At 60.8% G+C, this 25,586-nt stretch carries 24 protein-coding genes; 12 read left to right on the forward strand and 12 right to left on the reverse strand.

Going from position 1 to position 25,586, the window contains the following annotated elements; genetic code table 11:
- Positions 1 to 21: 21 nt before the first annotated feature.
- Genes C0039_RS11990 through lptM form a run of 6 tightly spaced genes read right to left on the reverse strand, consistent with a single transcriptional unit; the run spans position 22 to position 4,687 of the window.
- Positions 22 to 744: an HAD family hydrolase gene (locus C0039_RS11990; protein ID WP_076002263.1), complete on the reverse strand. Its 723-nt coding sequence runs from the start codon at positions 742 to 744 to the stop codon at positions 22 to 24.
- Between the two features lie 4 nt (positions 745 to 748).
- Positions 749 to 1,663 carry a tyrosine recombinase XerC gene (gene xerC / locus C0039_RS11995; RefSeq protein ID WP_101518174.1) on the reverse strand — a complete coding sequence of 305 codons (915 nt, stop codon included), beginning with the start codon at positions 1,661 to 1,663 and terminating at the stop codon, positions 749 to 751.
- Between the two features lie 6 nt (positions 1,664 to 1,669).
- On the reverse strand, positions 1,670 to 2,362 hold the full coding sequence (locus C0039_RS12000; protein WP_101518175.1) for a DUF484 family protein: 693 nt from the start codon (positions 2,360 to 2,362) through the stop codon (positions 1,670 to 1,672).
- A 40-nt stretch (positions 2,363 to 2,402) separates the two neighbouring features.
- Positions 2,403 to 3,236: a diaminopimelate epimerase gene (gene dapF / locus C0039_RS12005; RefSeq protein ID WP_076000234.1), complete on the reverse strand. Its 834-nt coding sequence runs from the start codon at positions 3,234 to 3,236 to the stop codon at positions 2,403 to 2,405.
- Positions 3,237 to 3,262: 26 nt separating this feature from the next.
- Entirely contained in the window at positions 3,263 to 4,519 is a 1,257-nt protein-coding gene (gene lysA / locus C0039_RS12010; RefSeq protein ID WP_101518176.1) for a diaminopimelate decarboxylase, read from the reverse strand.
- Positions 4,520 to 4,546: 27 nt separating this feature from the next.
- Positions 4,547 to 4,687 (reverse strand): LPS translocon maturation chaperone LptM, encoded by a 141-nt coding sequence (lptM, locus tag C0039_RS12015; RefSeq protein WP_101518177.1) that lies wholly within the window; start codon positions 4,685 to 4,687, stop codon positions 4,547 to 4,549.
- 100 nt (positions 4,688 to 4,787) lie between these two features.
- On the opposite strand from lptM, the gene cyaY reads away from it, so the two are divergent.
- A complete protein-coding gene (gene cyaY, locus C0039_RS12020) occupies positions 4,788 to 5,111 on the forward strand; it encodes an iron donor protein CyaY (protein WP_084179585.1) in 324 nt (107 codons plus the stop codon).
- Entirely contained in the window at positions 5,108 to 6,145 is a 1,038-nt protein-coding gene (locus C0039_RS12025) for a DUF3187 family protein (RefSeq protein ID WP_207796432.1), read from the forward strand. The genes cyaY and C0039_RS12025 overlap by 4 nt, the downstream gene beginning before the upstream one ends.
- Positions 6,146 to 6,173: 28 nt before the next feature.
- On the opposite strand, the gene argH is transcribed toward C0039_RS12025, so the two are convergent.
- Positions 6,174 to 7,574, reverse strand: a complete 1,401-nt coding sequence (argH, locus tag C0039_RS12030) for an argininosuccinate lyase (RefSeq protein ID WP_101518179.1) — start codon at positions 7,572 to 7,574, stop codon at positions 6,174 to 6,176.
- A 167-nt stretch (positions 7,575 to 7,741) separates the two neighbouring features.
- Here argH and C0039_RS12035 point away from each other — a divergent pair, with 167 nt between their 5' ends.
- From C0039_RS12035 to C0039_RS12060, 6 genes are all read left to right on the forward strand, one after another.
- Positions 7,742 to 8,803: a sensor histidine kinase gene (locus C0039_RS12035; protein WP_165787115.1), complete on the forward strand. Its 1,062-nt coding sequence runs from the start codon at positions 7,742 to 7,744 to the stop codon at positions 8,801 to 8,803.
- Positions 8,800 to 9,534 carry a LytR/AlgR family response regulator transcription factor gene (locus C0039_RS12040; RefSeq protein ID WP_101518181.1) on the forward strand — a complete coding sequence of 245 codons (735 nt, stop codon included), beginning with the start codon at positions 8,800 to 8,802 and terminating at the stop codon, positions 9,532 to 9,534. The genes C0039_RS12035 and C0039_RS12040 overlap by 4 nt, the downstream gene beginning before the upstream one ends.
- 65 nt (positions 9,535 to 9,599) lie before the next feature.
- Positions 9,600 to 10,532: a hydroxymethylbilane synthase gene (gene hemC, locus C0039_RS12045; protein ID WP_101518182.1), complete on the forward strand. Its 933-nt coding sequence runs from the start codon at positions 9,600 to 9,602 to the stop codon at positions 10,530 to 10,532.
- On the forward strand, positions 10,522 to 11,289 hold the full coding sequence (locus C0039_RS12050; protein ID WP_101518183.1) for a uroporphyrinogen-III synthase: 768 nt from the start codon (positions 10,522 to 10,524) through the stop codon (positions 11,287 to 11,289). Before hemC ends, C0039_RS12050 begins: the two co-directional genes overlap by 11 nt.
- 3 nt (positions 11,290 to 11,292) lie before the next feature.
- On the forward strand, positions 11,293 to 12,477 hold the full coding sequence (locus C0039_RS12055) for a uroporphyrinogen-III C-methyltransferase (RefSeq protein ID WP_076000243.1): 1,185 nt from the start codon (positions 11,293 to 11,295) through the stop codon (positions 12,475 to 12,477).
- Between the two features lie 3 nt (positions 12,478 to 12,480).
- Positions 12,481 to 13,722 (forward strand): heme biosynthesis HemY N-terminal domain-containing protein, encoded by a 1,242-nt coding sequence (locus tag C0039_RS12060; RefSeq protein WP_101518184.1) that lies wholly within the window; start codon positions 12,481 to 12,483, stop codon positions 13,720 to 13,722.
- A gap of 404 nt (positions 13,723 to 14,126) precedes the next feature.
- Here C0039_RS12060 and ubiD read toward each other — a convergent pair whose 3' ends face one another.
- The 4 genes from ubiD to trxA form a co-directional block, all read right to left on the reverse strand.
- The gene (ubiD, locus tag C0039_RS12065; protein WP_101518185.1) at positions 14,127 to 15,614 is read right to left on the reverse strand and encodes a 4-hydroxy-3-polyprenylbenzoate decarboxylase; all 1,488 of its coding nucleotides are present in this window, start codon (positions 15,612 to 15,614) and stop codon (positions 14,127 to 14,129) included.
- Positions 15,615 to 16,097: 483 nt separating this feature from the next.
- Positions 16,098 to 17,366 carry a transcription termination factor Rho gene (rho, locus tag C0039_RS12070; RefSeq protein WP_076000245.1) on the reverse strand — a complete coding sequence of 423 codons (1,269 nt, stop codon included), beginning with the start codon at positions 17,364 to 17,366 and terminating at the stop codon, positions 16,098 to 16,100.
- Between the two features lie 287 nt (positions 17,367 to 17,653).
- Positions 17,654 to 18,616, reverse strand: coding sequence for a polyphosphate kinase 2 (gene ppk2 / locus C0039_RS12075; RefSeq protein WP_243391605.1), 963 nt, complete (start codon positions 18,614 to 18,616; stop codon positions 17,654 to 17,656).
- 82 nt (positions 18,617 to 18,698) lie between these two features.
- Positions 18,699 to 19,025: a thioredoxin TrxA gene (gene trxA / locus C0039_RS12080; protein WP_076000247.1), complete on the reverse strand. Its 327-nt coding sequence runs from the start codon at positions 19,023 to 19,025 to the stop codon at positions 18,699 to 18,701.
- A gap of 306 nt (positions 19,026 to 19,331) precedes the next feature.
- Here trxA and C0039_RS12085 point away from each other — a divergent pair, with 306 nt between their 5' ends.
- From C0039_RS12085 to C0039_RS12100, 4 genes are read left to right on the forward strand one after another with little or no spacing between them, the layout of a single operon-like run.
- On the forward strand, positions 19,332 to 21,467 hold the full coding sequence (locus C0039_RS12085) for an FAD-dependent oxidoreductase (RefSeq protein ID WP_101518187.1): 2,136 nt from the start codon (positions 19,332 to 19,334) through the stop codon (positions 21,465 to 21,467).
- A 50-nt stretch (positions 21,468 to 21,517) separates the two neighbouring features.
- Complete coding sequence (elbB, locus tag C0039_RS12090) at positions 21,518 to 22,171, forward strand: isoprenoid biosynthesis glyoxalase ElbB (protein ID WP_101518188.1); 654 nt, start codon at positions 21,518 to 21,520, stop codon at positions 22,169 to 22,171.
- Positions 22,171 to 22,428, forward strand: a complete 258-nt coding sequence (locus C0039_RS12095) for a GIY-YIG nuclease family protein (protein ID WP_101518189.1) — start codon at positions 22,171 to 22,173, stop codon at positions 22,426 to 22,428. The genes elbB and C0039_RS12095 overlap by 1 nt, the downstream gene beginning before the upstream one ends.
- Before the next feature lie 25 nt (positions 22,429 to 22,453).
- Entirely contained in the window at positions 22,454 to 23,551 is a 1,098-nt protein-coding gene (locus C0039_RS12100) for a hypothetical protein (RefSeq protein WP_076000251.1), read from the forward strand.
- Here C0039_RS12100 and C0039_RS12105 read toward each other — a convergent pair.
- On the reverse strand, positions 23,548 to 25,437 hold the full coding sequence (locus C0039_RS12105) for an ABC-F family ATP-binding cassette domain-containing protein (RefSeq protein ID WP_101518190.1): 1,890 nt from the start codon (positions 25,435 to 25,437) through the stop codon (positions 23,548 to 23,550). The two genes, C0039_RS12100 and C0039_RS12105, sit on opposite strands and share 4 nt — an antisense overlap.
- Between the last annotated feature and the right edge of the window lie 149 nt (positions 25,438 to 25,586).

A 25,586-nucleotide genomic window follows, 5' to 3' on the forward strand; every position in this document is an offset into this window, starting at 1 on the left:
CGCATTCCCGGGCGGTTGCTATCAGGACCGCTCCCCTGGCGCTTCGGTGGCAATGCTGTCAATCGCCGCCGGGAGATCCTTGAGGCTGATCACTTCACGGTGCGCTCGCTCCCCTCCTGGCCACTTCTGTCCCAGCGTGTTCACCCATACCGTATACATACCCACCGCCCGTGCGCCCTGGATGTCGTGCTCGGGATTATCACCCACGTGGATGATATTTGTAGCGGTGGCACCTGAGCTCGCCATTGCAGCGTGAAACATATCGGGCGCAGGCTTGCTTGCACCTACGTCTTCTGCCAAAAAGGCGAAGTCGAAATATTCACCGGCATCGGTTTTGAAGATATCCGCGTTGCCGTTGGTGAGTGCGCCAAGGGTGAAGTCACGGGAGAGCGCCTCCAGTATCTCCAGGGCTTCCTCGTAAAGTTCAACCTGGTGACGCTGCTGCAAAAATACAGCAAATGCCTGCTCAGCCCCGACACGTGCTTCTTTCTCGGCATAGCCGGCCGCCAATTGCAGTTCCAGCAGCATCTGTTCGCGCATTGCACTGACGTTGTGCAGTAGCTCCGGGTGGCGTTGCCAAACGCGCTTCTTGAACTCCCAGAGTCTGGCGTGATCATATTGTTCCATCGTCCCCGGGCGATGCTCCAGAAGCCATGCACGCTGTGCCTCTTCGGCGCGAATCAGGGCGGGCTCCACATCCCACAGGGTGTTGTCCAGGTCGAAGGTGATGACTTTAATCGGCAAGTGGTCAGTCCCGCTTGCGTCGTTTCGCCCTTGGGTGGGCGGCATCATAAACTTTGGCCAGGTGTTGAAAGTCCAGATGGGTGTAGATCTGCGTTGTGGAAATATTGGCATGACCCAGTAGTTCCTGAACCGCGCGCAGGTCGCCGGATGACTCCAGCATATGGCTGGCGAAGGAGTGCCGCAGCATGTGTGGGTGCACGTCCTGTCGCATCCCCGCCTTGCGACCCTGCAACTTCAATCGCGCCTGGATATTACGCACGCTGATGCGCTGACCCCGATTGCTGGTGAACAGCGCGCGGGCCGCGTCGGCATCTGTTGCGGTGTGTGGGCGTGTTTCCAGCCAGTGATCAATGGCGGCAATGGCCGCGCTGCCCACGGGTACGGTGCGGGTCTTGTTGCCCTTGCCTGTTACCGTAAGCAGGCGCGAATGGCGGTCGATGTCGTCAATGTTCACAGCCACCAGTTCTGCCAGTCGCAGGCCCGAAGAATAGAACAGTTCGGCAATGGCGCGGTCGCGTCGGGCCGTGGCACCGTCGTCCTCGAATGACAGGTAGTGGTCTACCTGGTCCGCGTCCAGCGTCTTTGGCAGGCGTCGTGGTTTTCGCGGTGCCTGCACACTGGCCGCCGGATTGCGCGGAAAACCGTTGACCCGTCCCAGGTAGTTGAACAGGGAGCGCGCTGCAGAAAGACTGCGCTGGATGCTGCTGCCCGCGAGTCCGCGACGGTGCATCTGGCTTACCCAGGCGCGAATGTCAGCTTCTTGCAGGTCCTGGGCACTGTGCTTTTCATGGCTGGCGCAATAGCCCTGCAGGGAATCGAGATCGCGGCTGTAGTTGCTCAGGGTGTGGGGCGAGAGCTGGCGTACGTCCCGCAGGTAGTCGATGAACTGCCCGCAGCTGTCAGCCAGGGAAGTGTTCAAGCGCGGCTACCGCAGCCCGGGCAGCAGGCGCACAATCACGTCGGCAATATGGGTCAGGAACAGTGTGCCCATGTTGCCAGCGTAGCGATTGGCATCGGCGCTACCGACGGCGATGAGCCCCAGTTCCTCGCCGTTGGCCAGAGGCATTAGCGCCGCAGAGCCCACTGCGCCGGCTTCCGGGAACAGGTAGGCCAGTTCTTCCTTGCGTAAAACACCGCATACGGGTTTGTTGCTCTTGAGCAATGCCCCTATCTCCCGCTCTGCCGCTGCGGCGTCCTCAACGCGACACGCGCCTTCGTGGGCGGCTTCACCGAACAGGATCATGCTGGCGTAGTCGACCTTGAAATCCTTGCTCATCGCGTCCATGAATGCAGTGTAGAGCGCGTCCACGTTGTCGGCTTCCAACAGGGACAGTACCAGCTTGCGGGTTCGCTCATAAATCTGGTCGTTGTCGCGGGCATTGGCGGTAAGCGCCTTGAGCCGGTGGCGCATTTCGATATTGCGCTCGCGCAGGATGCCCACCTGTTTTTCCACCAGCGACACAGCGCTGCCGGAGGCGTGGGAAATGTGCAGGTGGTCCAGCATATCAGGGTTGCGCTGCAGAAAGTCTCCATTCTCCTGCAGGTACTGCCGTACCAGCTCATCGTTCAATGCTATTTCCGGTGTCGTATTCTGTGCCGGTTTATTCCCTGCTGCCATTGCTGGTCCCCTGGTTGGTGAGGCGCGGTATAGCGCGGCCTCAAAGTCTTATGGTGCCTTCAAAGACGACCGCTGTCGGGCCGGTCATGATCACGGGCTGGCCCGGTCCTTGCCAGGACACAGACAGCTTACCGCCCGGGAGATTTACTGTCACGGTATCCTGCAGCCAGTTGCGCGTTATGCCGTAGACCACGGCAGCACAGGCCCCGGTGCCACAGGCCAGGGTCTCGCCCACGCCCCGTTCGTAAACCCGCAGGTTGATTTCGCTGTCGGATAACACCTGCATGAAGCCGGCGTTCACACGCTGGGGAAACTCCGGGTGGTTTTCTACTAGTGGTCCCAGGTGCGCCAGATCGACCGCTTGCACATCTTCTTCCACCCGGTGTACTGCGTGCGGGTTGCCCATGGACAGAGCGCCGATTTCCAGGCTCCCCCCTTCTATTTCCAGCGAGTAGCTCTGGGCTGCTTCTGTGCGCTCAAAAGGTATCTTACCCGGTTCAAATACCGGAGCCCCCATGTCGACCTCTACACGGTGATTATCGCGCACCCGTAAGACGATCATGCCTGACGCGGTCTCTACCGTAATGACGCGCTTGCTGGTCAGCCGCCTGTCGCGGACGAAACGGGCAAAGCAGCGCGCACCGTTGCCGCACTGCTCCACCTCACCGCCATCTGCATTGAAGATGCGGTAGCGAAAGTCGGCCTCGGGGTTGCCCGGTGCCTCGACCAGCAAAACCTGGTCACAGCCCACGCCAAAGCGGCGGTCCGCCAGCTTGCGAATATCCCGCGGGCGCAGCTTGCAGCGTTGACTGATCAGGTCAACAACCACAAAGTCATTCCCTGCGCCGTGCATTTTAGTGAACTTCAGAAGCATGCGTTAGGCCTGTTGGTAACCGTCATTCAGCCCTGGTCGGGCAGGCGGTGTTCGCCACGAATGATATCAGCAAAGCGCTCCCGTTCACGCACCAGGTGAACGCTGTCGCCGTCGACCATGACTTCTGCTGCCCGCGGCCGACTGTTGTAATTGGAGCTCATGGTGAAGCCGTAGGCGCCTGCGCCAAAAATGGCCAGCAGGTCCCCCTGGTGCAGTGTCAGGTCGCGGTCCTTGCCGAGAAAGTCGCCGGTTTCGCAAACCGGCCCGACAATGTCCCAGCTGGCGCGATGCCCGTCGCTGCGCTCGTTGACGTTGCGAATATCCAGCCAGGCCTGGTAGAGCGCCGGGCGGATCATATCGTTCATTGCCGCGTCCACCAGGGCAAAGTTGTGCTCTGACGTGGGTTTCAGGTACTCCACCCGGGTGATCAGCAGGCCTGCGTTGGCGACGATAGAACGCCCGGGCTCGAATACCAGCTGCAATGGGCGGTCACCCAGAACCTCGCGCACGGCACCGATGTAGTCCCCGATAGAGGGGGGCTGCTCATCCCGGTAGCACACGCCAAGCCCGCCGCCCAGGTCCAGGTGATGCAGGACAATACCCTCGTCGGCCAGTTGGTCTATGAGGTCAAGCAGGCGCTTGAGGGCGTCGATGAACGGGCTGATCTGGGTGAGTTGGGAGCCGATATGACAATCCACGCCGACGACTTCGATGCTCTGCAGCTCTGCAGCGCGGCGATAAACACGCAGCGCCTCCTCGGTGGTGACGCCGAACTTGTTCTCGCGCAGGCCGGTGGAAATGTAGGGATGGGTCTGCGCATCCACGTCCGGGTTGACGCGCACAGACACTTTCGCGACCCGGCCCGCGCTGGCTGCGACGCTGGCCAGAACCTCCAGTTCCGCGGCGGATTCCAGGTTGAAGCAGGCGATGCCCAGCTCCAGCGCGAGCGCCATCTCCTCGGGCTTCTTGGCCACACCGGAGAAAACGACCCTGGCAGGATCACCGCCGGCGGCGATGACCCGCTCCAGTTCCCCGGCGGACACGATGTCGAAACCGGCACCCAGGCGGGCCAGGGCATCCAGCACCGCCAGGTTGGAATTGGCCTTCACTGCATAGCAGACCATATGATCGCAGCCGGAGAGTGCCTGCTGGTACTCGCGAAACGCGCCTTCCAGTGCCTGGCGTGAGTATATGTAGCAGGGCGTGCCATGGCGCGCGGCAATCTCACTGACCGGCGTATTCTCGGCGTATAGCTGTCCATCCCGATAGGGGAAGTATTTCATCGTCTGTCTCATGTTCCAGGCCTGGGTTTACGGAGCGCTATCTTCCTGCATTATCCCGGTGTTTTCCTGGGGACCCTGCGCAGGTGCTTCTCCCGGCAGGTACAGCGGACCGGTCTGGCCGCAGCCGCCCAGGAAAACCAGTAGTGCCAGTAAAACGAGGTGGCGCATGGGTGCTCCAGCAGTGCAAAAGCGGCGATTATACCTGCCGGTAGTAAGCGGCGCGAGCAGCCCTTATCATGTGCGGGTGTTTAATTTTGAGTAAGCAATAGTGATATCGGAAGCAGAATACGGTGAACTGGTGGATGAGACCTTTGAGGCGGTGGAACTGGCCCTGGATGAGGTGGACTCCGACCTTGATTATGAGGCCGGAGGCGGGGTGCTGACGGTAAAGTTCGAGAATGGCACCACTATGGTATTCAGTCGCCAGCCCCCGGTGCGGCAGTTGTGGCTGGCAGCGCGGTCTGGCGGTTTCCATTTTGAGTTTGACGCTGACGCCGGTGACTGGCGCAATACCCGTGACGGTTCACTGCTGCGACCCTTTGTGGTGGCGCAGATGCGTGAGCAGGGCGAGATCGATTTTGCATGGCTATGAGCACAGCAGCTCGCCCCGTCCTTGCTCAGGCTGGCTGCGCAGCCAGCCCCGGGCATCGTCGTCTGTCTCGGCACGCGTTGACGGTGCTCGCGGCCGCGATACTGTCCAGCGGCGCGCAGGCGCAGGAGCCGCTCTATGTGAAAAACTTGAGTCCCGTTGCCGGCTTGTTCGGCCTGCCTTCACAGCGCAACGCAGACATTGGCCCGGCGGGCAGTTTCGGCCTGGCGGCGCATACCAGTATCGCCAGCCATTATGTCTCTGAGGTGCGTGGGAACGAGGCGCTCAACCTGGACGGTGAAACCCTGCGTGTTGCGCTTGAGCTGCGCTACGCCCTGACAGATAACTGGGATCTTCAGCTGGAACTGCCCTGGCTGGATCACAGCGGCGGCGACCTGGACTCGCTGATTGATAACTGGCACGACTTCTGGGGCATGTCAGATGGGGGGCGCTCCAGGGCGGCGCAGGACCTGCTGGACTATCGTTATCAAGGCAGCGATACCTTTGACCTGCGGGATGCAAGCTCAGGTATGGGTGACAGCACGCTCTCGCTGAGCTATCGGCTCTACCATGACAAAGCCGCGTCGGCGGCCCTTGTTGCGGGTTATAAATTCTCCACCGGGGATGAAGATGAGTTCACTGGCAGTGGCAGCGATGACGCGTTTGTCGCCCTGCGCTTTTCGGGAGACCACCTTGCGGACCTGCCCCTGCGCTGGCACGGTCAGATGGGCTACCTGCGCGCGGGGCAAAGTGAGCTGATTGCCCATATGCAGGAGCGCGACCTCTGGTTTGCGGGCCTGACGGTCGACTGGCTGATAACGCCGGCGTGGTCACTGATAGGCCAGCTTGATGCGCATGCCGCGCCAACGGACAGCGGTATCGACGGCCTTGGCGAGGACGCCATCATGCTAACCGTCGGCGGTCGCTGGCGCTTCGCCGAGCGCTGGACGGTCGATATCAGCGTGGTGGAGGACGTGCAGGTGGAAACCGCTCCGGACGTGGCCTTCCAGGCGAGTCTGCGCTACCGCGCAAACTAGCCGGATTTCAGGCAGGGCCCGGGTTTGTTTACTGGCGTTCAGCCAGGCGCTGCTGTGCCCGCTGAGCGGCCGCGGCTACCTGGTTCGGTGCCGTACCGCCAAGATGGTCGCGAGCGCCGATCGAACCCTCCAGCGTGAGCACCTCGAATACGTCGTCGCCGATGTCCGCACAGAAACCCTGCAGGGTGGCCAGCTCCATTTCGGCCAGGTCCATACCCGTCGCTACACCATGGGCTACAGCCTTGCCGACGACCTCATGCGCGTCGCGAAAGGGCAGTCCCAGTCCCACCAGGTAGTCCGCGAGGTCGGTGGCAGTGGAAAAGCCGCTGCGCGCGGCCTCGCGCATCTGCTCCCGGCGCGGCTTGATGGCCGGCAGCATGTCGCCGAACGCGCGCAGGCAGTCCAACACGGTGTCCACGGTGTCAAACAACGGTTCCTTGTCCTCCTGGTTGTCCTTGTTATAGGCCAGGGGCTGGCTCTTCATCAATGTAAGCAGCGCAACCAGGTGTCCGTTTACGCGACCCACTTTGCCGCGCACCAGTTCCGGCACATCGGGATTCTTTTTTTGCGGCATGATAGATGAGCCCGTGCAGAAGCGGTCGGGCAGTTCGATAAAGTTGAACTGTGCTGATGCCCACACCACCAGCTCTTCCGACATGCGCGAGAGGTGCGTCAACAGCAGGGCGGCGAATGAGCAGAACTCAATGGCGAAGTCGCGGTCGGAGACAGAATCCAGCGAGTTCTCCGTGGGTTTATCGAACCCCAGCGCCGCTGCCGTCTGCGCACGATCGATGGGGTAGGTGGTGCCGGCGAGCGCCGCTGCGCCAAGGGGGGACTGGTTCATCCTCGCCCGGCAGTCCATCAGTCGCCCGTAGTCCCGTTCAAGCATTTCATTCCAGGCCAGCAGGTGATGGCCAAAAGAAACCGGCTGTGCTGTTTGCAAATGGGTGAAGCCCGGCATGATGGTGTCTGCGTTGGCAGCCGCCAGGGTAATGGTTCCCGCTTGCAGGCGCGTGAGTTCGCTGGCGATACGGTCGATGGCGCTGCGCAGAAAGAGGCGGATATCTGTAGCAACCTGGTCGTTGCGCGAGCGGCCGGTGTGCAGCTTTTTGCCGGTCACGCCTATCAATTCAGTGAGACGCGCCTCGATGTTCATGTGTACATCTTCCAGCTCTACCGACCACTGGAAGCTGCCTTCATCTATCTCCCGTTGCACCGTGGCCAGACCTTCCTGGATCTGTTGCAACTCTGGCGCAGAGAGCACGCCGACACTGCATAACATCTGCGCGTGGGCGAGGGAGCCGGCGATGTCTTCCGCGGCCATACGTTGATCGAAGTTAACCGACGCGGTGAAGCGCTGCACAAAGCTGTCCGTGGGCTCGCTGAAGCGTCCACCCCAGAGTTTGCTGGTGTCCTGTTCCTTGCTCATCATAAATCCTGTTACTGAACTGACGGTTGCGGCGTGACTTTTTACCTTGTTCGCGCCACAAAGGGATGCAAGTATATCAGCTAAGATCAGGGCTGTTTGGTCCTGTTGGGGCACTAATCGTTGCCGGGGCGGCCAACAGGCCAGCTGCGGTGCCAGGGAGCGAAAGCATGCAGTCAGCCCAGGCTGATCGCGAAAAAGAAACCGTCGCCGCGGAGCTGGGGGAGTTTTTTATTCCTGACCTGTGCGCCTCGCGCCCCGTGCTGATGATGGTGCTGGTCGCTCAGCTGCTGGTGATGGTTTACGCACTCGCCAGTAGCGCCCTGCCTGATTTCGACTGGGAACTGCTGGCGATCTGCTCTCTTTTCGTGCAGTGGGTCGTGCTGGCCAGTGCGTTGCTACTGTGTCTCAGTCGCGGCCCGCTGAGTCGTCTCAGCCTGGTGTTGGCGACAACCATCAGTCTCTCTCTTATTGCCCTGGTTACCGCTGCTTCCAGCGTTCTTGCGCTGACGGCGTTCCCCTGGCTGACGGGTGAAACGCAGGGTGGCTGGTGGGTGCTGCGCAACCTCCTGGTGTCACTGGTGATAGGCGGTATTATCCTGCGCTATTTTTTCCTTCAGCAGCAGTTGTTACGACAGGAGCAAATGGAGCTGCAATCCCGGCTTGACTCCTTGCGAGCACGTATCCGGCCGCACTTCCTGTTCAATACCCTCAATAGCATTGCCAGCCTGATCATGTCGCGCCCGGAGTCAGCGGAGCAGGCCGTGGAGGACCTGGCCGAGCTGTTTCGCGCCAGTCTCAAGGAAAGCCGCGGGGTAACCACGGTGGCGGATGAACTGAGACTTTGCGAGCTCTACCTGGGAATTGAGCAATTGCGCCTGGGTGACCGCCTGCACATCGACTGGCAGGTCGACCCGACGCTGCTGGATGAGCCCATGCCCAGCCTGGTATTGCAGCCATTGGTGGAAAATGCGGTTTACCACGGGATTGCGCGCTTGCCGGAGGGCGGCTCGATTATTGTTGTCCTGGACCGGGAGGGAGAGACGATTCGGGCGATGGTGGAAAACCCGGTCCCGCCCGGCATTCAGAACTCCGGCGGAAACCAGATGGCGCTCACCAATGTGGAGCAGCGGCTGCAAGTGATATATGGCCCCGATGCAGGTTTGCAGGTTGAACCAGCGGCACAGAGCTTCAGGGTCGCGTTGCGCTACAGCCCGGGGCAGTTACGTTGAAGGTCCTGGTTGTTGACGACGAGCAACTGGCTCGCGAACGACTACTGCGTTTGTTGGGGAGTATCCGTCCTGGCGCAGAGTGCTTGCAGGCCGCCGGCGGCGCTGAGGCCATGCAGATAGTCGCCGCCCGGGAGCCTGACGTGGTGTTGCTGGATATTCGGATGCCGGGGATGGACGGCATTGAAGTGGCGGCGGAACTGGATAAGCTGCAGTCCCCACCCGCGGTGATTTTCTGTACCGCTTACGATGAGTATGCTCTGCAGGCCCTGCAGCATCAGGCGATGGCCTACCTGCTTAAACCGGTGCGTGAGGCAGAACTGGACCGCGCGCTAGAGGGCGCCGGGCGCGTCAATCGTGTACAGCTGGCCAGCCTGCAGCAAGGCGAGGGCGCAGCTGCGGCCCGCAGTACAATCAGCAGCCAGACTCATCGTGGTTTTGAGTCCATGCCGGTGACCGAGGTGCGCTGTTTCATTGCCGGGCAAAAGTACGTAACCGCGGTGGCGCCGGAGATGGAGCTGCTTATCCCGGATACGCTGAAGGATCTCGAGCAGGAGTTTGGAGGCCGCTTTCTGCGTGTCCACCGCAATGCGCTGGTGGCGCTTGACCACGTGGAGCGACTCGAGAAAATCGAGGATGGCAGTTGGCGGGTGATTCTACACGATCTGGAGCAGGCTCCAGCCATCAGTCGTCGTCATCTCAGCGAGGTCAAGCAACGGCTATCGCAACGCTGAACGATCGCAGCTGAAATGGTATGATTGCGCGCTTCCAGCAGTACCGTTCATAAGGAACTTACTCCATGTCCACCCGCTCTCTGACTATCGCTACCAGGGAAAGTCCGCTGGCCCTTTGGCAGGCGGAAACCGTACGCGACGCCCTGATGAGTGCCCACCCCGGCCTGGAGGTGAGGTTGCTGGGCATGACGTCGCGTGGAGACCAGTTACTGGATGTACCGCTGGCCAAAGTCGGCGGCAAGGGGCTTTTCGTCAAGGAATTGGAAACCGCACTGCTTGAGGGCAGCGCAGATATTGCGGTGCACTCGATGAAGGACGTGCCCATGGATTTTCCTGATGGCCTCGGTCTGGGTGTGATTTGTGAGCGTGAAGACCCATCTGATGCCTTTGTGAGCAACAATTTCAAGTCGTTGTCAGCGCTGCCGGCCGGCAGCGTGGTGGGAACGTCCAGCCTGCGTCGGGAGTGCCAGTTGCGCGCGCGGCGCCCGGACCTGGAGGTGAAGTTCCTGCGAGGAAATGTGAATACCCGCCTGCGCAAGCTTGACGAGGGCGAGTATGACGCCATCATTCTTGCCAGCGCCGGCCTCATTCGCCTGGGTTTTGCCAGCCGTATCGCTGACAGGATTGCCGTGGAGGACTCGCTGCCAGCGGGCGGCCAGGGCGCTGTGGGTGTTGAATTGCGCAGCGCCGACGAGCAGACCTTGGCTTTGCTGCAGGCGGTGCACCATGAACCGACCGCGCGACGCGTGCTGGCAGAGCGCGCCATGAACCGGCACCTCAATGGTGGTTGCCAGGTGCCTATCGCCTGTTTCGCTGAATACCTGGATGATGGCCGCCTGCACCTGCGTGGTCTTGTGGGTCGACCCGATGGCTCCCAGCTGTTGCGTGCCGAGTCCTGGGCAGAGCCGGCTCAGGCCGAGCAGCTGGGTATCGAGGTGGCACAGGACCTGTTGCAGCAGGGCGCGGGAGAAATTCTGGCCGAGGTTTATGCACAGTAGCCCAACCATCCTGGTGACCCGGCCTGCCGGGCAGGCGGGTGGCCTGCTGGCCTCGCTGGCGCAACACGGCGTGTGCGGTATCCACCAGCCGATGATGGTACTGCAACCACTTGCCGAGCTGCCACCCGGTCTGCGTCAATGCCTCATCGATCTGGATCAGTATCAGCACGTGATCTTTATCAGCGTCAACGCCGTGCGTTTCGGCCTGGACTGTATCGATGATTACTGGCCGCAGCTGCCGACCGGGATTAACTGGTATGCGGTAGGCGTAAGCACTGCGGCGCTGCTGGCGCAGCGTGGGCTGCAGCCGCTGTCTCCGGAAGCACAAATGGACAGTGAAGGTCTGCTTGTCCTGCCGGAGTTAGCTCAGGTGGAGAGCCAGAAGGTACTGATTATCAAGGGAGAAGGCGGCAGGCAGGCGCTGAAAAAGGTACTGACCGCTCGCGGGGCACAGGTGGACGAGCTGGCCTGCTACCAGCGTAGATGCCCGGATCTGGCCCCGGGAAAGCTGGCGCAGATTCTGGAGACCCGACAGGTGGATACGGTGCTGATCAGCAGCGGTGAGGGCTTGAATAATATGCTGACGTTGCTTAGCGACAAAGAAAACACTAAGTTTAGGGATATAGGTTTGGTTGTGCCCTCGTCGCGTGTTGCGACATTGGCGCAGCAGGCGGGTTTTACTGACATCACTACTGCGGCGAATGCTTCGGACGATGCCATGTTGGAAGCCCTGCTAACAAGGCGAGGCGGAGAGTAACGAGTGAGTGAGAAAAATGATAAGCCCAGCGAGGAAAGCGCTGTTGATGCTGTGCAGGAGCCTGCCGGCGAGAAACCCGGTAGCGAGGAGAGCGCTGTGAGCCCGGCTACGCAGCCCGATTCCGGGCCTTCGCGGCCGCCATCGCCGCCACCTCCGGCAGCGGCAAAGAAGGGCGGGTCGTCCATTGTAGGCTGGCTGGCCCTGTTGCTGGTATTAGCGCTGGGTGGCGCCGCTGGCTGGACGGTAATGCAGGGGCTGGAGCGTGAAAAGGCCCTGCAGCAACGTGTTGTCGAGCTGGAATCAGTCACCGGTAGCGAGGGTGATGAACTGCGGGCGCTGGAACGCAAGCTGCAGGCGGAGGTGAACAGCGGTGTGCAGGAAGCCCGGGCAGAGCTTGCCAGCCAGGCCGAAGCCATGGGTTCGCTGCGCTCCCAGATAGAGCGCCAGGGCGAACAGTTAGCCGCTTACAGCGCCAATGATCATGAGAGCTGGTTGCGGGCAGAGGCGCAGTATCTGCTGCGCCTGGCCAGCCAGCGCGTCATTATGGCTCGCGACACCGAATCCGCGTTGGCCTTGCTCAATAGCGCCGACGCTATTCTCCGTGAGCTGGACGACTCCAGCCTGCATGCGGTGCGTGCAGCCATAGCCGCAGAGCAAGCTGCGCTGCGTGCTGTACCCAGTGTCGATGTGGAAGGTATTTACCTGCGCCTGACCGCGCTTATCGAGCAGGCCGGCGAACTGCGAATCTTCCAGCTTCAGGACCAGGTTGCGCAGCCAGAGGCTGAGCCGGCCGACGAATGGCAGGTGCGCCTGGAGCGGGGCTATGAAGAAGCCGCGCGAAAACTTTCGGACTACATCGTTATTCGCCGACGTGATGTGCCCATGCAGGCGCTGATGGACCCACAGTGGGAGGGACTGGTGCGCCAGAATCTGCGTATGCTGTTGGAGCAGGCGCAGGTGGCCCTGCTCTCCGGTAACCAGACACTGTATGTCGAAAGCTTGCAGCGCGCCCAGCACTGGGTGGACCAGTTCCTTGATACGGACGAGGCTGCAGCGCGCGCAATGGCAAGGGAGATTACCCAGCTGGAAGGGCAGATAATCCAGGTGAATATGCCGAATATGGATCGCTCTCTGCAGGCACTGGACGAGGCAATGAAACGACGCCTGCAACAGGGAGGCGCAGAGTAAGCCATGCGCAAGCTATTTATTCTGGTACTCGTCGCCCTGCTGTTGGGGGTGGGCATAGTCGCAGTGATCGAGACCGATCCCGGCTACGTGTTGGTGGCCTATGGCAATTACACTGTTGAGACCAGCCTCTGGGTAGGCGTACTGTTGCTTGTCGTCTTTACGTTTCTGGTCTACCTGGCTGTGCGATTGCTGCGTCGCCTGGTGGGTGGCCAGGCCTCCCTGGTCAGTTGGGTAGGCGGGCGCCGGGCGAGGGCAGCTTCACGATTGACCACGCGCGGGTTGATCAGTTTCATCGAAGGCAACTGGACGCGTGCGCGTCGACAGCTGTTGCGCGGCGCAAAGAACAGTGAAGCGCCGTTGATCAACTACCTGATGGCGGCCCGTTCCAGTTACCGCCTCAACGAACCGGACAAGATGCGTGAGTACCTCGGCGCAGCCGAAGACGCGGAATCCGAGGCGGGAATAGCCGTCGAGCTCACCCAGGCCGAGCTGCGCCTGCATTCAGGCCAGTATGAGCAGGCCCTGGCCACGCTGGTGCGGGCACGTCGCAACGCCGGGCGCCACCCGTATGTGCTGGACCTGCTGCGTCGCGCCTATTACGGGCTAAAGGACTGGAGTGAGTTGGCTGAACTGTTGCCTGAGCTGAAGAAGTACAAGGTGATGCCTGCCGATGCCTTGGAATCGCTGGAGCGTGAAGTCTACCTGCAGAAACTGTCTGCCAGCGCCACCGTCGCCGATGACACCGGCGATGCACTGCGCGCAGCCTGGAACAAAATTCCCGGGCACCTGAAGAACGATCCGGCCGTGCTGTATGAGTATGTCGCCCTGCTGGTCAAAGGCGAGCAACATGCCGCTGCTGAAAAAGTGATCCTGCGCGCATTGAAGCAGCACTGGGACAGCAAGCTCGTACGCGAGTATGGATTGGTTGTTGGCCAGGACAGCGCCAGGCAATTGGCACACGCTGAAGCGTGGCTCCCACAGCACACCGATGATCCACAACTGCTGCTGACCCTGGGTCGGCTTTCTGCGCGGGAGTCGCTTTGGGGCAAGGCGCGGGATTACTTCGAAAACAGTTATCGCCTGGAACGCACTCCCGAGGTTTGCGCCGAGCTGGGTCGTTTGCTGGTTGCGCTGGAAGAGCCCAAGGTGGCCGGCGCCTACTATCGCGAGGGTCTGTTGCTGAGTGAGCCCGCGCTGCCTGAGCTACCTGTGCCGGAGCGCCCTTCGACTTTAGCTGCCAGCTGATTTCCTGGCTTGTTCTTTCTGCGCTGGTCTTTCTTTCTAGACGGCGCGGAAATGGATCTCCACGCCTCGGTGCCGTCATCCAAAAATAATAAATTAAGCCTTTAAAGAACGGCAAGAACGTTAAGAACGTTAAGAGGTGCGAGAGCCAACAGCGCCGCCCGAAAATGTCTGAGGCCACGGACGGCCGAAGCCAAGCCTGTCAGGGATGACGCTTTTTGGCGGTTTTCGGGCGGCGCTGTTGGCTGTCGCCCCGGCGAACATCGAACAGCGAACATCGAACAGCGAACAGCGAACAGCGAGCAGCGAGCGGCGAACGGATAATGCACCAACTTTTACCCAAAAACAGCCGCCGAGCAAGTGGTAGTCAGCAAGCTTAATTTAAGCAGGTGTCGAGAGGGCCGAGGTCAATCGAGCGCGATCCCCAACTCATCCCAGATCTCGTCAACCCGACTCTTAACCGCCGCATCCATCACAATCGGTTCACCCCACTCGCGATCAGTCTCACCCGGCCACTTGTTGGTGGCATCAAGCCCGACCTTGGAGCCCAGGCCGGCAACCGGTGAGGCAAAGTCCAGGTAGTCGATGGGGGTGTTGTCGACAAACACACAGTCCCGGCGGGGGTCCATGCGCGTGGTCATCGCCCAGATTACATCCTGCCAGTCGCGGGCATTGATGTCCTCGTCCGTCACTACAACGAACTTGGTGTACATGAACTGGCGCAGGAACGACCAGACCCCCAGCATTACCCGCTTGGCGTGCCCGGGGTACTCCTTACGGATAGTCACCACCGCCATACGATAAGAGCAGCCTTCCGGAGGAAGGTAGAAATCAACAATCTCCGGGAACTGCTTCTGCAACAGCGGCACGAACACCTCGTTCAGGGCCACGCCCAATACGGCCGGCTCGTCCGGTGGGCGGCCGGTATAGGTGCTGTGGTAGATGGGGTCTTCGCGGTGGGTGATCGCTTCCACCGTGAATACGGGGAAGCTTTCAACTTCATTGTAGTAACCTGTGTGGTCACCGAATGGGCCCTCGTCAGCGACTTCCCCCGGCTCCAGGTAGCCCTCGAGGATGTACTCTGCCGACGCAGGCACCTGCAGGCCGTGTTCCCGGCACAGCGGAGTGAAACATTCAGCTATCTCGGTCTTGCTGCCGCGCAGCAGCCCGGCGAAGGCGTACTCGGAGAGTCCGTCGGGGACGGGCGTTACCGCCCCCAGCGTTGTCGCCGGGTCTGCACCCAGTGCGATAGCAACCGGGTAGCGCTTGCCGGGGTGTTTAAGTTGCCAGTCGCGGTAGTCCAGGGCCCCGCCGCGGTGGGACAGCCAGCGCATGATCAGTTTGTTCTTGCCGATCAGTTGCATGCGGTAGATACCGAGGTTCTGGCGCTCCTTCTCGGGCCCGCGGGTAATCACCAGGGGCCAGGTCACCAGGGGACCCGCATCGCCAGGCCAGCAGGTCTGGATGGGCAACTGGTAGAGATCAACATCGTCGCCCTGTTTGGCATGGTACTGACAGGGAGGATTGCGCACGCTCTTCGGTCCCATGTTGAGCACCTGCTTGAGCACCGGCGCTTTATCCGCGAGATCTCGCATGTCTTTGGGGGGATCCGGCTGACGCAAATAGGCCAGCAGCTCACCGATTTCGCGCAGCGCACTCACATCTTCCGCGCCCATGCCCAGGGCTACCCGCTGCTCCGTACCGAACAGGTTTGCCAACACTGGAGTGCTGAACCCCCTGGGGTTTTCAAACAGCAGGGCGGGCCCACGGGCGCGCAGGGTGCGGTCGGCGATTTCGGTCATCTCGAGATGGGGATCTACTTCGGTGCTGATGCGAACCAGCTCGCCGCGCTGTTCCAGTTCGGCGATGAATTCGCGGAGATCTTTGTACTTCACTGTCGGTATAGTCCGCTGCGGTGTCGGGGCTGACACTACACTTTAGCTGGATAGCGTGCAATGGCATGGGTTTTAGTTAATGCGTTGTACGGTTGGTTTGGGACTACCGCAGCCGGGGGACAAGACAGGTATGTCGTGGGACGCAAAAGCGCCGTCCATGGCAGCTCGACTTCGGCCATCCATGGGCTCAGACGCCCACGCCATACCCGCCTTGCCCCCCGCAGCTCTATCGCGCTACATGTACGCACAACAGCGTGTTTTCAGAATTAGTTAATGGAGGAAGGAGCCGCAGGGTGGAGGGGTAGGTTTACCGGGGACGTGCGAGCACAGGGATGTGCCGGCCGGCGCTCCGGGAGCCCGAGCTGCCAGGGATGGCGCTTTACGCGGTCCCCGGTTGGCCTGTATCACCACCCTGTGGCGGTAGGTCTAAAACAACAAAGCGGCGGGCACCAAAGCAGTGTCGCCAGAGAAACCAGAGTACGACTACTTCCGCCGCATCGACTTGAAGAACTCGTCGTTGGTCTTGGTGTCCTTGAGCTTGTCGATCAGGAACTCGATGGCAGGCGTGTCTTCCATGCCGTGCAGCAGCTTGCGCAGAATCCACATGCGTTGCAGTTCCTCGTCGCCGGTGAGCAGTTCCTCGCGACGTGTGCCCGAGGAGCGGATGTTGATGGCCGGGTACACTCGCTTCTCTGCAATCTTGCGGTCCAGGTGCAGTTCCATGTTGCCCGTACCCTTGAACTCCTCGTAGATCACCTCGTCCATCTTCGAGCCGGTGGCGATCAATGCGGTGGCGATGATGGACAGGCTGCCGCCTTCCTCAATGTTCCGGGCGGCGCCGAAGAAACGCTTCGGGCGTTCCAGTGCGTGGGCGTCCACACCACCGGTCAGTACCTTGCCGGAAGAGGGGATGACCGTGTTGTAGGCGCGGGCCAGGCGGGTGATGGAGTCCAGCAGGATGACAACGTCCTTCTTGTGCTCGACCAGGCGCTTGGCTTTCTCGATGACCATGTCCGCTACTTGTACGTGGCGCGAGGGCGGTTCATCGAAGGTAGAGGCAACCACTTCAGCGCCGCGTGCGCCCACCGAGCGCTGCATCTCGGTCACTTCTTCCGGACGCTCGTCGATGAGCAGGACGATGATGTAGCACTCGGGATTGTTGCTGATAATCGCCTGGGCGATGTTCTGCATCATGATGGTCTTACCCGCCTTGGGCGGTGCAACCAACAGGCCACGCTGGCCCTTGCCGATGGGGGCGACCAGGTCGATGATGCGACCGGTGAGATCCTCGGAGCTGCCGTTGCCCTTTTCCAGGGTGAGGCGCTCGTCGGGGAACAGCGGGGTGAGGTTTTCGAAGAGGATTTTATGCTTGGCGCTTTCGGGCTTGCTGAAATTAATCTCGCCGACCTTGAGCAGGGCAAAGTACCGCTCGCTGTCCTTGGGCGGTCGAATCTTGCCGGAAATGCTGTCGCCGGTGCGCAAGTTGAAGCGACGTATCTGGCTGGGCGAGACGTAGATATCGTCAGGGCCAGCGAGGTAAGAACTGTCTGCGCTGCGCAGGAAGCCGAAGCCATCCTGCAGTATCTCCAGCACGCCATCACCGTAAATGTCTTCACCGCTTTTTGCGTGGCGCTTGAGGATGGCGAAAATAATATCCTGCTTGCGTGAGCGGGCCATGTTTTCCAGGCCCATCTCTTTGGCGATGTCGATCAGTTCCTGGGTGGATTTGGTTTTCAGGTCGGTAAGATTCATAGATTACGGGTGCAGTGAGTGCTCGAAGAGAGAGGAATTTAAAGGATCAGTGCGCCGGTGGTTGCCAGCGGAGTGGAGCTAATAGTTTGAGTGACAGCATTATTATCGCTGCACGGGACTGTGCAACAGGAGAAAATGTAGCACGCTGTACCGGGGGCGTCTACCGCTAATTTGAGGTTTCGCGGCTCATTGAGATGCCGTTGATTCTGCCCCTGGCGATACGCGCAAAGGCCCGCGAGTGCGCGAGCGCAGCCTATTCCGCGCTCGCGTGCCCTGTAGGTGACTGGCTACCAGGCGCTCAAAGATGGGCCGAGTATGTGGCGGGACTTGCCGATCACGTGCGAGCTCTGTCCAACGATCAGCGGGTCTGGTCTCACCGCGTCCTGATTCTTGCCGGGGTAATCCAGGCTGTGCAGGAAGTGCTGCATGCAGGCCAGGCGGGCGCGTTTCTTGTCTGCTGACTTGACCACTGCCCAGGGCGCATCGGCTGTGTCGGTATAGAAGAACATGGCCTCTTTGGCTTCGGTGTAATCATCCCACTTGTCGATGGATGCCTGGTCGATGGGCGACAGTTTCCATTGTTTGAGCGGGTCGTTGCGGCGCTTGTCAAAGCGTGTGTGCTGTTCCTCACGGGTGACCGAGAACCAGTATTTGAACAGGCGGATGCCGCTGCGTACCATCATGCGCTCCATTTCCGGCGTCTGGCGCATGAACTCAAGGTACTCTTCAGGTGTGCAGAATTCCATTACCCGCTCGACCCCGGCGCGGTTATACCAGCTGCGGTCGAACAGGGTGATCTCACCCTTGGTGGGGAAGTGCTTGACGTATCGTTGGAAGTACCACTGGCCTTGCTCCTGGTCTGAGGGCTTCTCCAGTGCGACCACCCGCGCGCCGCGAGGGTTGAGGTGCTCCATGAAGCGTTTGATCGTGCCACCCTTGCCGGCAGCATCGCGACCCTCGAACAGCACCACAATTTTCTGGCCGGTTTCTTTCACCCAACGCTGGACCTTGAGCAGTTCTACCTGCAGCTCACGCTTGGTGGCTTCATATTCAGCGGCGCTGATTTTGGCCCCGTAGGGATACACGCCACTGGTGAACAGGTCGCGAATCGCCTCCGGCGAATCCAGAGTGCCAACCAGGTCTTCCTTCAGCTGAGGGGGGTTATAGGGACCGTGTTCGGTCGCTGTGACCGCCTGGTCCTGGTCATTGGCACTGTTGGTGGGGTGGGGGTTGGATACTGGCTCGGCCACTTCTGATTCTCCGTTGTAAAAAACTTCTATGAAGCCACGGAGGAAGCGGCCTGGGCAATGATGCGAATCAATTGAGCCGTGGTTAGACGACTTCCTGAATGAATTCATTCAATTGTGACTTGGACAATGCGCCCACCTTGGTGGCCTCTGCATTGCCGCCCTTGAATACGATCAGGGTGGGGATGCCGCGGATACCGAACTTGGGTGGGATCTCCGGATTTGCGTCCACGTCGACCTTGGCTATTTTCAGCCGGCCTTCATACTCTTCCGCGATTTCGTCCAGTACGGGGGCAATCATTTTGCAGGGCCCGCACCATTCGGCCCAGAAGTCCACCAGTACGGGAATGTCTGAATTGAGGACTTCGGCGTCAAAGGTGGCGTCGCTGACGTGTACGATCTTGTCTGACATGTTGGTCTCCGGCCGCTCTGCGGCGTTTAAAACTGCTGGGATAGAAAGGGGGTCATCATACCACCGGTCGTAGACGGTACAAGTTGCCAAGCCAGAGTTTTTCACTCTGAGCTTAGTGCTGTGTGATATAAAAGCAGCCTGTACCGCTCCGTTATCGCGCCGGCAGCGGGGTAGGTGGTCCCCGGACACGCAAAATCGCCGTCCATGGCAGCTCGGCCTCGGCCACCCATGGCCTCGCACGGTCCGGAATCGCCTACTCCGCCACCGACGCTGGCTTCTGTATTGCTAACCTTTTGGTGTGCACTTATGAACAAAAAACAACTGCTGGTTCTGACCATCATCGGCCTCGCCCTGGTCAGCTGGTTCGCGCTGGATCTCGGTCAATACCTGCAGTTGCAGGTCGTCCAGGCGCGCATTGGTGACCTGCAGCACTGGTATGCCGACAATCCGCTGCTGGCGGGTGCGATTTACTTTGCGATCTACGTGGCGGTGACCGGACTTTCTGTACCGGGAGCGGCGGTGATGACCCTGGCAGGTGGTGCCTTGTTCGGGTTCTGGTATGCGCTACTGCTGGTTTCTTTTGGCAGCAGCGTGGGCGCGACGCTGGCCTTCCTGGTGTCGCGTACGCTGCTGCGGGACACGGTGCAGTCGCGGTTCGGGCGACCCTTACAGGCGATCAATGAGGGGTTTGCCAAAGACGGCGCTTTCTACCTGTTTACGCTGCGCCTGGTGCCGCTGTTCCCGTTCTTCCTGATCAATCTGCTCATGGGTCTGTTACCGATCTCAACGTGGCGCTACTACTGGGTGTCACAGCTGGGCATGTTGCCAGCCACGGCTGTTTATGTGAACGCGGGTACACAGCTGGGCCAGCTGGATTCGCTGGCAGGCATTATTTCGCCGGGACTGCTGGGGTCTTTTGTTTTACTGGGGCTATTCCCGCTGCTCGCCAGGTGGGGGGTGGGCTGGCTGTCATCCAGGCGCCGCCTGGCGGCCTGGAACAAGCCGCGGTCCTTTGATACCAACCTGGTGGTCATTGGCGCCGGCTCCGCCGGACTGGTCGCCTCTTTGATCGCGGCAACCGTCAAGGCAAAGGTCACGCTGATTGAGCGGCACAAGATGGGAGGAGACTGCCTGAATACAGGTTGTGTGCCCTCCAAGGCCTTGATCCGCTCGGCACGTATCGCCCGCTATGCCAGTCGCGCCGAGGAGTTTGGCCTGGCGCCTATGGAGGTAAAGGTCCGTTTTCCGGATGTTATGGAGCGGGTGCAGTCAGTCATCGGCGCGATAGAGCCCCACGACTCGGTGGAGCGATTCACCTCGCTGGGTGTCGACTGCCTGCAGGGCGAGGCGCGCATTGTCTCGCCGTGGGAGGTCGAGGTCGGCGGCCGGCGTATCAGCGCTCGCAATATCATTATCGCCAGTGGCGCCAGGCCGCGGGTGCCGGAAATCCCCGGCCTGGACAGTATTGACTACCTGACCTCTGACACGGTGTGGGCATTGCGAGAGCAGCCGGCTCGCCTGCTGGTGCTGGGTGGCGGACCCATTGGTTGTGAGCTGGCCCAGGCTTTTGCCGGCCTGGGCAGTGCGGTCACCCTGGTTACTCACGCGGCGCGGATCATGCCGCGTGAGGACGAGGAGGTGTCCCTGCGCGTACAGCAGGACTTCGCGGCGCAGGGCATAGAGGTGCTGACCGCTGCGGAGCCGCAGTCGTTCACCGCAGTGCCGGGGCCGGTCTGCCGCCTGTTGGTTGATGGCGCTGAGCGCGAGGTCGCTTTCGACCGTCTCCTGCTCGCTGTCGGTCGTAGTGCCAACGTGGAAGGCATGGGGTTGGAGGCCCTGGGTATTGGCCTCGACGCTGCCGGGCGTATAGAGGTCGATGACTACCTGCGCACAGCTGTACCCACTATTTACGCCGCCGGTGATGTGGCGGGCCCCTACCTGTTTACCCACATGGCCAGTCACCAGGCCTGGTATGCGTCAGTGAACGCCCTGTTCGGCCGCTTCCGCCGTTTTCGCGTCGACTATTCGGTAGTGCCCTGGGCCACATTCACTGACCCGGAAGTGGCCCGCGTCGGGCTCAACGAGCAGGAGGCGGATGAGCAGGGCCTGCCCTATGAAGTCAGTCGCTATGACATCGACGACCTGGACCGCGCTATTGCCGACGGAGAGGCGCACGGCTTCGTCAAAGTGCTGACCCGCCCAGGCAGTGACCGCATACTGGGTGCGACGATTGTCGGTTACCATGCGGGCGAGCTGGTCAGCGAATTCGTGCTGGCCATGAAGCACGGCATCGGCCTCAACAAGATTCTTGGCACTATCCATATTTATCCCACCCTGGGGGAGAGCAACAAGTTCCTGGCAGGTGAGTGGCGCAAGGCGCGTAAGCCGGAGAAACTCCTGGGTTGGGTAGAGCGCTACCACCGGTTCAATCGCGGCAGATAAAACGCTAAAGTTGGCACTGCATAGTGATGTGATTCTCCAGGAGCTAATTGATGGCAAAGGTAGCAGTGGTCCTCTCAGGTTGCGGCGTGTACGACGGGGCAGAAATTAACGAGGCAGTGCTCACGCTGTTGAGCCTTGAACAGCAGGGCGCCACTTACCAGTGTTTTGCCCCGGACCGCGAGCAGATGCATGTAATCAACCACCTTACCGGGGAGCCGGTAGCAGGCGAAACCCGCAATGCCCTGGTGGAGGCAGCACGGATTGCCAGGGGTGATATCAAGGCGCTGAGCGCGCTCAATCCGGGAGAGTTCGACGCCCTGCTGGTGCCGGGCGGTTTCGGCGCGGCCAAGAATCTCTGTGATTTTGCGGTCGCCGGTGACCAGATGTCAGTGCAGGACGACTTTCTCAGCGTTGCCCGCGGTTTCCACCAGGCTAACAAGCCCATAGGACTGATCTGCATTGCGCCGGTGATGGCCGCGGCGATATGCGGCGCGGGCGCGCAGTGCACCATCGGCAACGACACCGAAGTGGCGGCGGCAATTGACGCGATGGGCGCGCAGCACCTGCAGTGCCCGGTGACCGAGGCGCGTGTCGATGTCGGCAACAAGCTGGTCACGACCCCCGCTTACATGCTCGCGGGCAGTGTTTCCGAGGCGTATGCGGGCATCAGTGACTGTGTCAAAGAGGTGCTGGCGCTGAGCTGATGGTGATCCCGGTGTGGACCGTGTACATTCTCCGCTGCGCCGACGGAAGCCTGTATACGGGCGTGGCACGGGACATGGAGAAAAGATTGCGACAACACAACGGAGAGGTGGTAGGGGGGGCCCGTTATACGCGGGGGCGCCGGCCGGTAGCGCTGCTCTGGTCAGAGTCGGCCGCGGATCGCAGTAGCGCGCAGCGGCGTGAGGCGGCGATAAAGCGCCTGCCCCGGCCGCAGAAGCTGGCACTGGTCGCGGGCTGACGTTGGCTTTTTGCGGAATAATACGGTGAAACGATTCAGGAAACTCTATCTGCATATCGGTCTGGGCAAGACCGGTACGACGTCTGTGCAGCGCGATATTCTCGCCAACGCGAAGCTGCTGGAGTCAAAGCACGACATTTTCTATCCCACACACTTCCCCCATGAGCGCCACTTCCACGGCAATCATTCGATTCTGCTGCGCGCCCTGTATTCCTCGCATGCGGATGTGCGTGCTCGCCTGGTGGCCCGCGGGCTGGAATCAGCAGAGCAACTGGCGGCGTATAACAAGCAGACCCTGGCCTGCCTTGAGCGCGGGTTTGCCCAGACCGGTGCGGCAAACCTGATGCTGTCCGCCGAGAGTGTGGCGCATTTCTACCGCCCTGACATGCTTGAATTGGCGCAGTGGCTGAGCGGCTACGCGGATGAAATCATTGTGCTGGCCTGTGTGCGGCACCCGGTGCACGCTCTTTCCAGTGAAATCCAGCAACGGTTGAATATAGGCAGCGTGTTGGAAGACCTGTATGCAAAGCCACCTTTCTATCGCTTCAAGTCCCTGTTCCAGAGGGTTGAGCGAGCTTTTGGCCCTGGCTCCCTGGTGGTGTATGACTTCAGTGCCGCCGTGGCCGACCCCCGGGGCCTGACGCGGGCCATGTTTGCCCAGCTGGGTATCGACCTGGGTGAGCAGTTTCGTCCCCGCCCGCCATCCAATACCAGTATGAGCCACGAGGCGGCGCTGTTGATCAGTGCACTCAATCACAGCCTGCCGGTGATGGTTAATGGCGCCCGTAATCGGCTGCGCAAGGCCAATGAAATACAGCGCCTGGCAAAGATACCGGGCCGTAAATACACCGCACCGGCAGCCGTGTATGAGCAGGTCGTCGCCAGCATGAAGCCGGACCTGGACTGGCTGCGCGAACACTATGGCCTGGCGCTGGACGCCAGCTACCCGGATCCGGGCGCGGCCTACGACAGTTTCAGCCCGGAGAGTATTGAGGCGATTGCCCTGGAGCTGGCCGCTTACTCGCGGATGCGCTATGGCTTGTTGTCGCCGTTGATATCGTCTTACGCGAGCCTGCGTGCATTGGGCAGCAGGTGCTATCGAGCGCTGGGTGGACGGCGCTAGCCGCCCGCAGCTTCCAGCTCTTCCTGTAGCACCAGCCAGGCCTCTTCCAGTTCGCTGGCACGCTGCTTCAGTTCGCCTTCGCGCTGCAGCAGAGCGCCCAGTTCATCCTTGCGGCTCTCATGGTATAGCTCAGTATCGGCCAGGTCCTGCTGAATCCGCTGCAACTGGCTTTCAACCCGTGCCATTTCGGTTTCGTTTTTTTCCAGACCCTTGCGCAGCGGTCGCAGCTTTGCGCGCTGGGCCGCCGCCTGCTGCCGCTTCTCCTTGCGCGACCCATCGACGTCGGACTCCACCTGCTCTGTTGGTTTTTCGGTCCTGAAATTGCCCAGCACCCATTGCTCGTAGCCCTCCAGGTCCTGTTGGTATTCATCTACCCTGCCGTCGTGCACCAGCAACAGTTCCTCTACGGTATTACGCAGCATGTGGCGGTCGTGACTCACCAGTATCAGTGCGCCTTCATAGGCCTGCAGGGCGACTTCCATGGCATGACGCATTTCCAGGTCGAGGTGGTTGGTGGGCTCATCCAGCACCAGCAGGTTGGGTCGTTGCCAGACTACCATCGCCAGTGCCAGGCGCGCCTTCTCGCCGCCTGAGAAGGGTGCTACGGCGCTGGTCGCCGCGTCGCCGCGGAAGTTGAAGCCGCCAAGGAAGTTGAGAATTTCCTGCTCGCGCGCCTCAGGGCTCAGGCGCTGGATGTGCAGGGCGGGGCTGGCTTCCATGTCCAGCGCCTCCAGTTGTTGCTGGTCGAAATAACCGATGTGACAGTGCTCGCCGGCGGTGATGTCGCCGCCCAGTAAAGGTAGTTGCCCCACCAGTGACTTCAGCAGGGTGGATTTACCCGCGCCGTTACGTCCTAGCAACCCGTAACGGCTTCCCGGGCGCAGTTGCAGGTCCACGCCCTGCAGTACGGGGATGTCCGCATAGCCCAGCACTGCCTCGTCCAGTCGCAGCAGGGGGTCGCTGGTTTTGTCAGCAGGCGGGAAACTGAAATCAAAGGGTGAATCGATGTGGGCCGGCGCGATGGCTTGCATGCGTTCCAGCTCCTTGAGCCTGCTCTGGGCCTGTTTCGCCTTGGTCGCCTTGTAGCGGAAGCGGCGCACGAAGTCATCAATCTCGGCAATGCGGCGTTGCTGTTTCTCGAAGCTGGCCTGCTGGTTGGCCAGTCGCTCCGCACGCTGCGCCTCGAACTGGGAGTAGTTGCCCTTGTAGCTGCGCAGTTGCTGTTGCTCAATGTGCAGAATGCGCTCGCAGGTGGCGTCGATGAAATCCCGGTCGTGAGAGATCATCAACAGGGTGCCGGGGTACTGTTGCAGCCATTGCTGCAGCCACAGGGTCGCATCCAGGTCCAGGTGGTTGGTGGGTTCGTCGAGGAGGAGAATGTCCGACGGCGTCATCAGCGCGCGCGCCAGGTTGAGACGGATGCGCCAACCGCCTGAGAAGTCGCTGACCGCGCGGCCCGGGGCGTCGTCGGCAAAGCCCAGGCCCTGCAGCAGTACCTCGGCGCGGCGCGCGGCGCTATAACCGTCTATGGCGTCCAGCTCCGAGTGCAGTGGCGCGGCGGCAGCGTAGTCGCCGCGGGACTCCAGTTCGTGCAGCCTGTCCATCAGTTGCGCCAGCCGGTGATCCCCGCGCCAGACGTATTCCCCCGCCGGCAGCTTGGTTGCATGGACTTCCTGGGCCATATGCGACAGGCGCAGGTTGCTCATGCCCTGGATTTCGCCGTGATCGGCACCCAGCTCCCCCAGTAACAGGGCGAAGAGCGTGGATTTGCCGCTGCCATTGGCACCGATCAATGCCAGGTTCTGTCCAGGCTGGATGGTAACGTTTGCGTCTTGCAGCAGCAGCTTGCTGCCGCGACGCAGTTCGATGTCGCGCAGTATGATCATATGGCGGCGGATTCTACGCGCGGGGTTGGCTTTTCACCAGCGCCGGACACCGGTTGGTGAGGGGTGGCAACCGGCTGGGCCCGGTAGTACACTGCGGGTCCACTGCGCTCCGCACTCCTTCGCTACCAGTCAGCTATGCCCGGGCAATC

Origin of the sequence: Pseudohalioglobus lutimaris (assembly GCF_002866825.1) — a bacterium.
Classification (GTDB): Bacteria; Pseudomonadota; Gammaproteobacteria; order Pseudomonadales; family Halieaceae; genus Halioglobus; species Halioglobus lutimaris.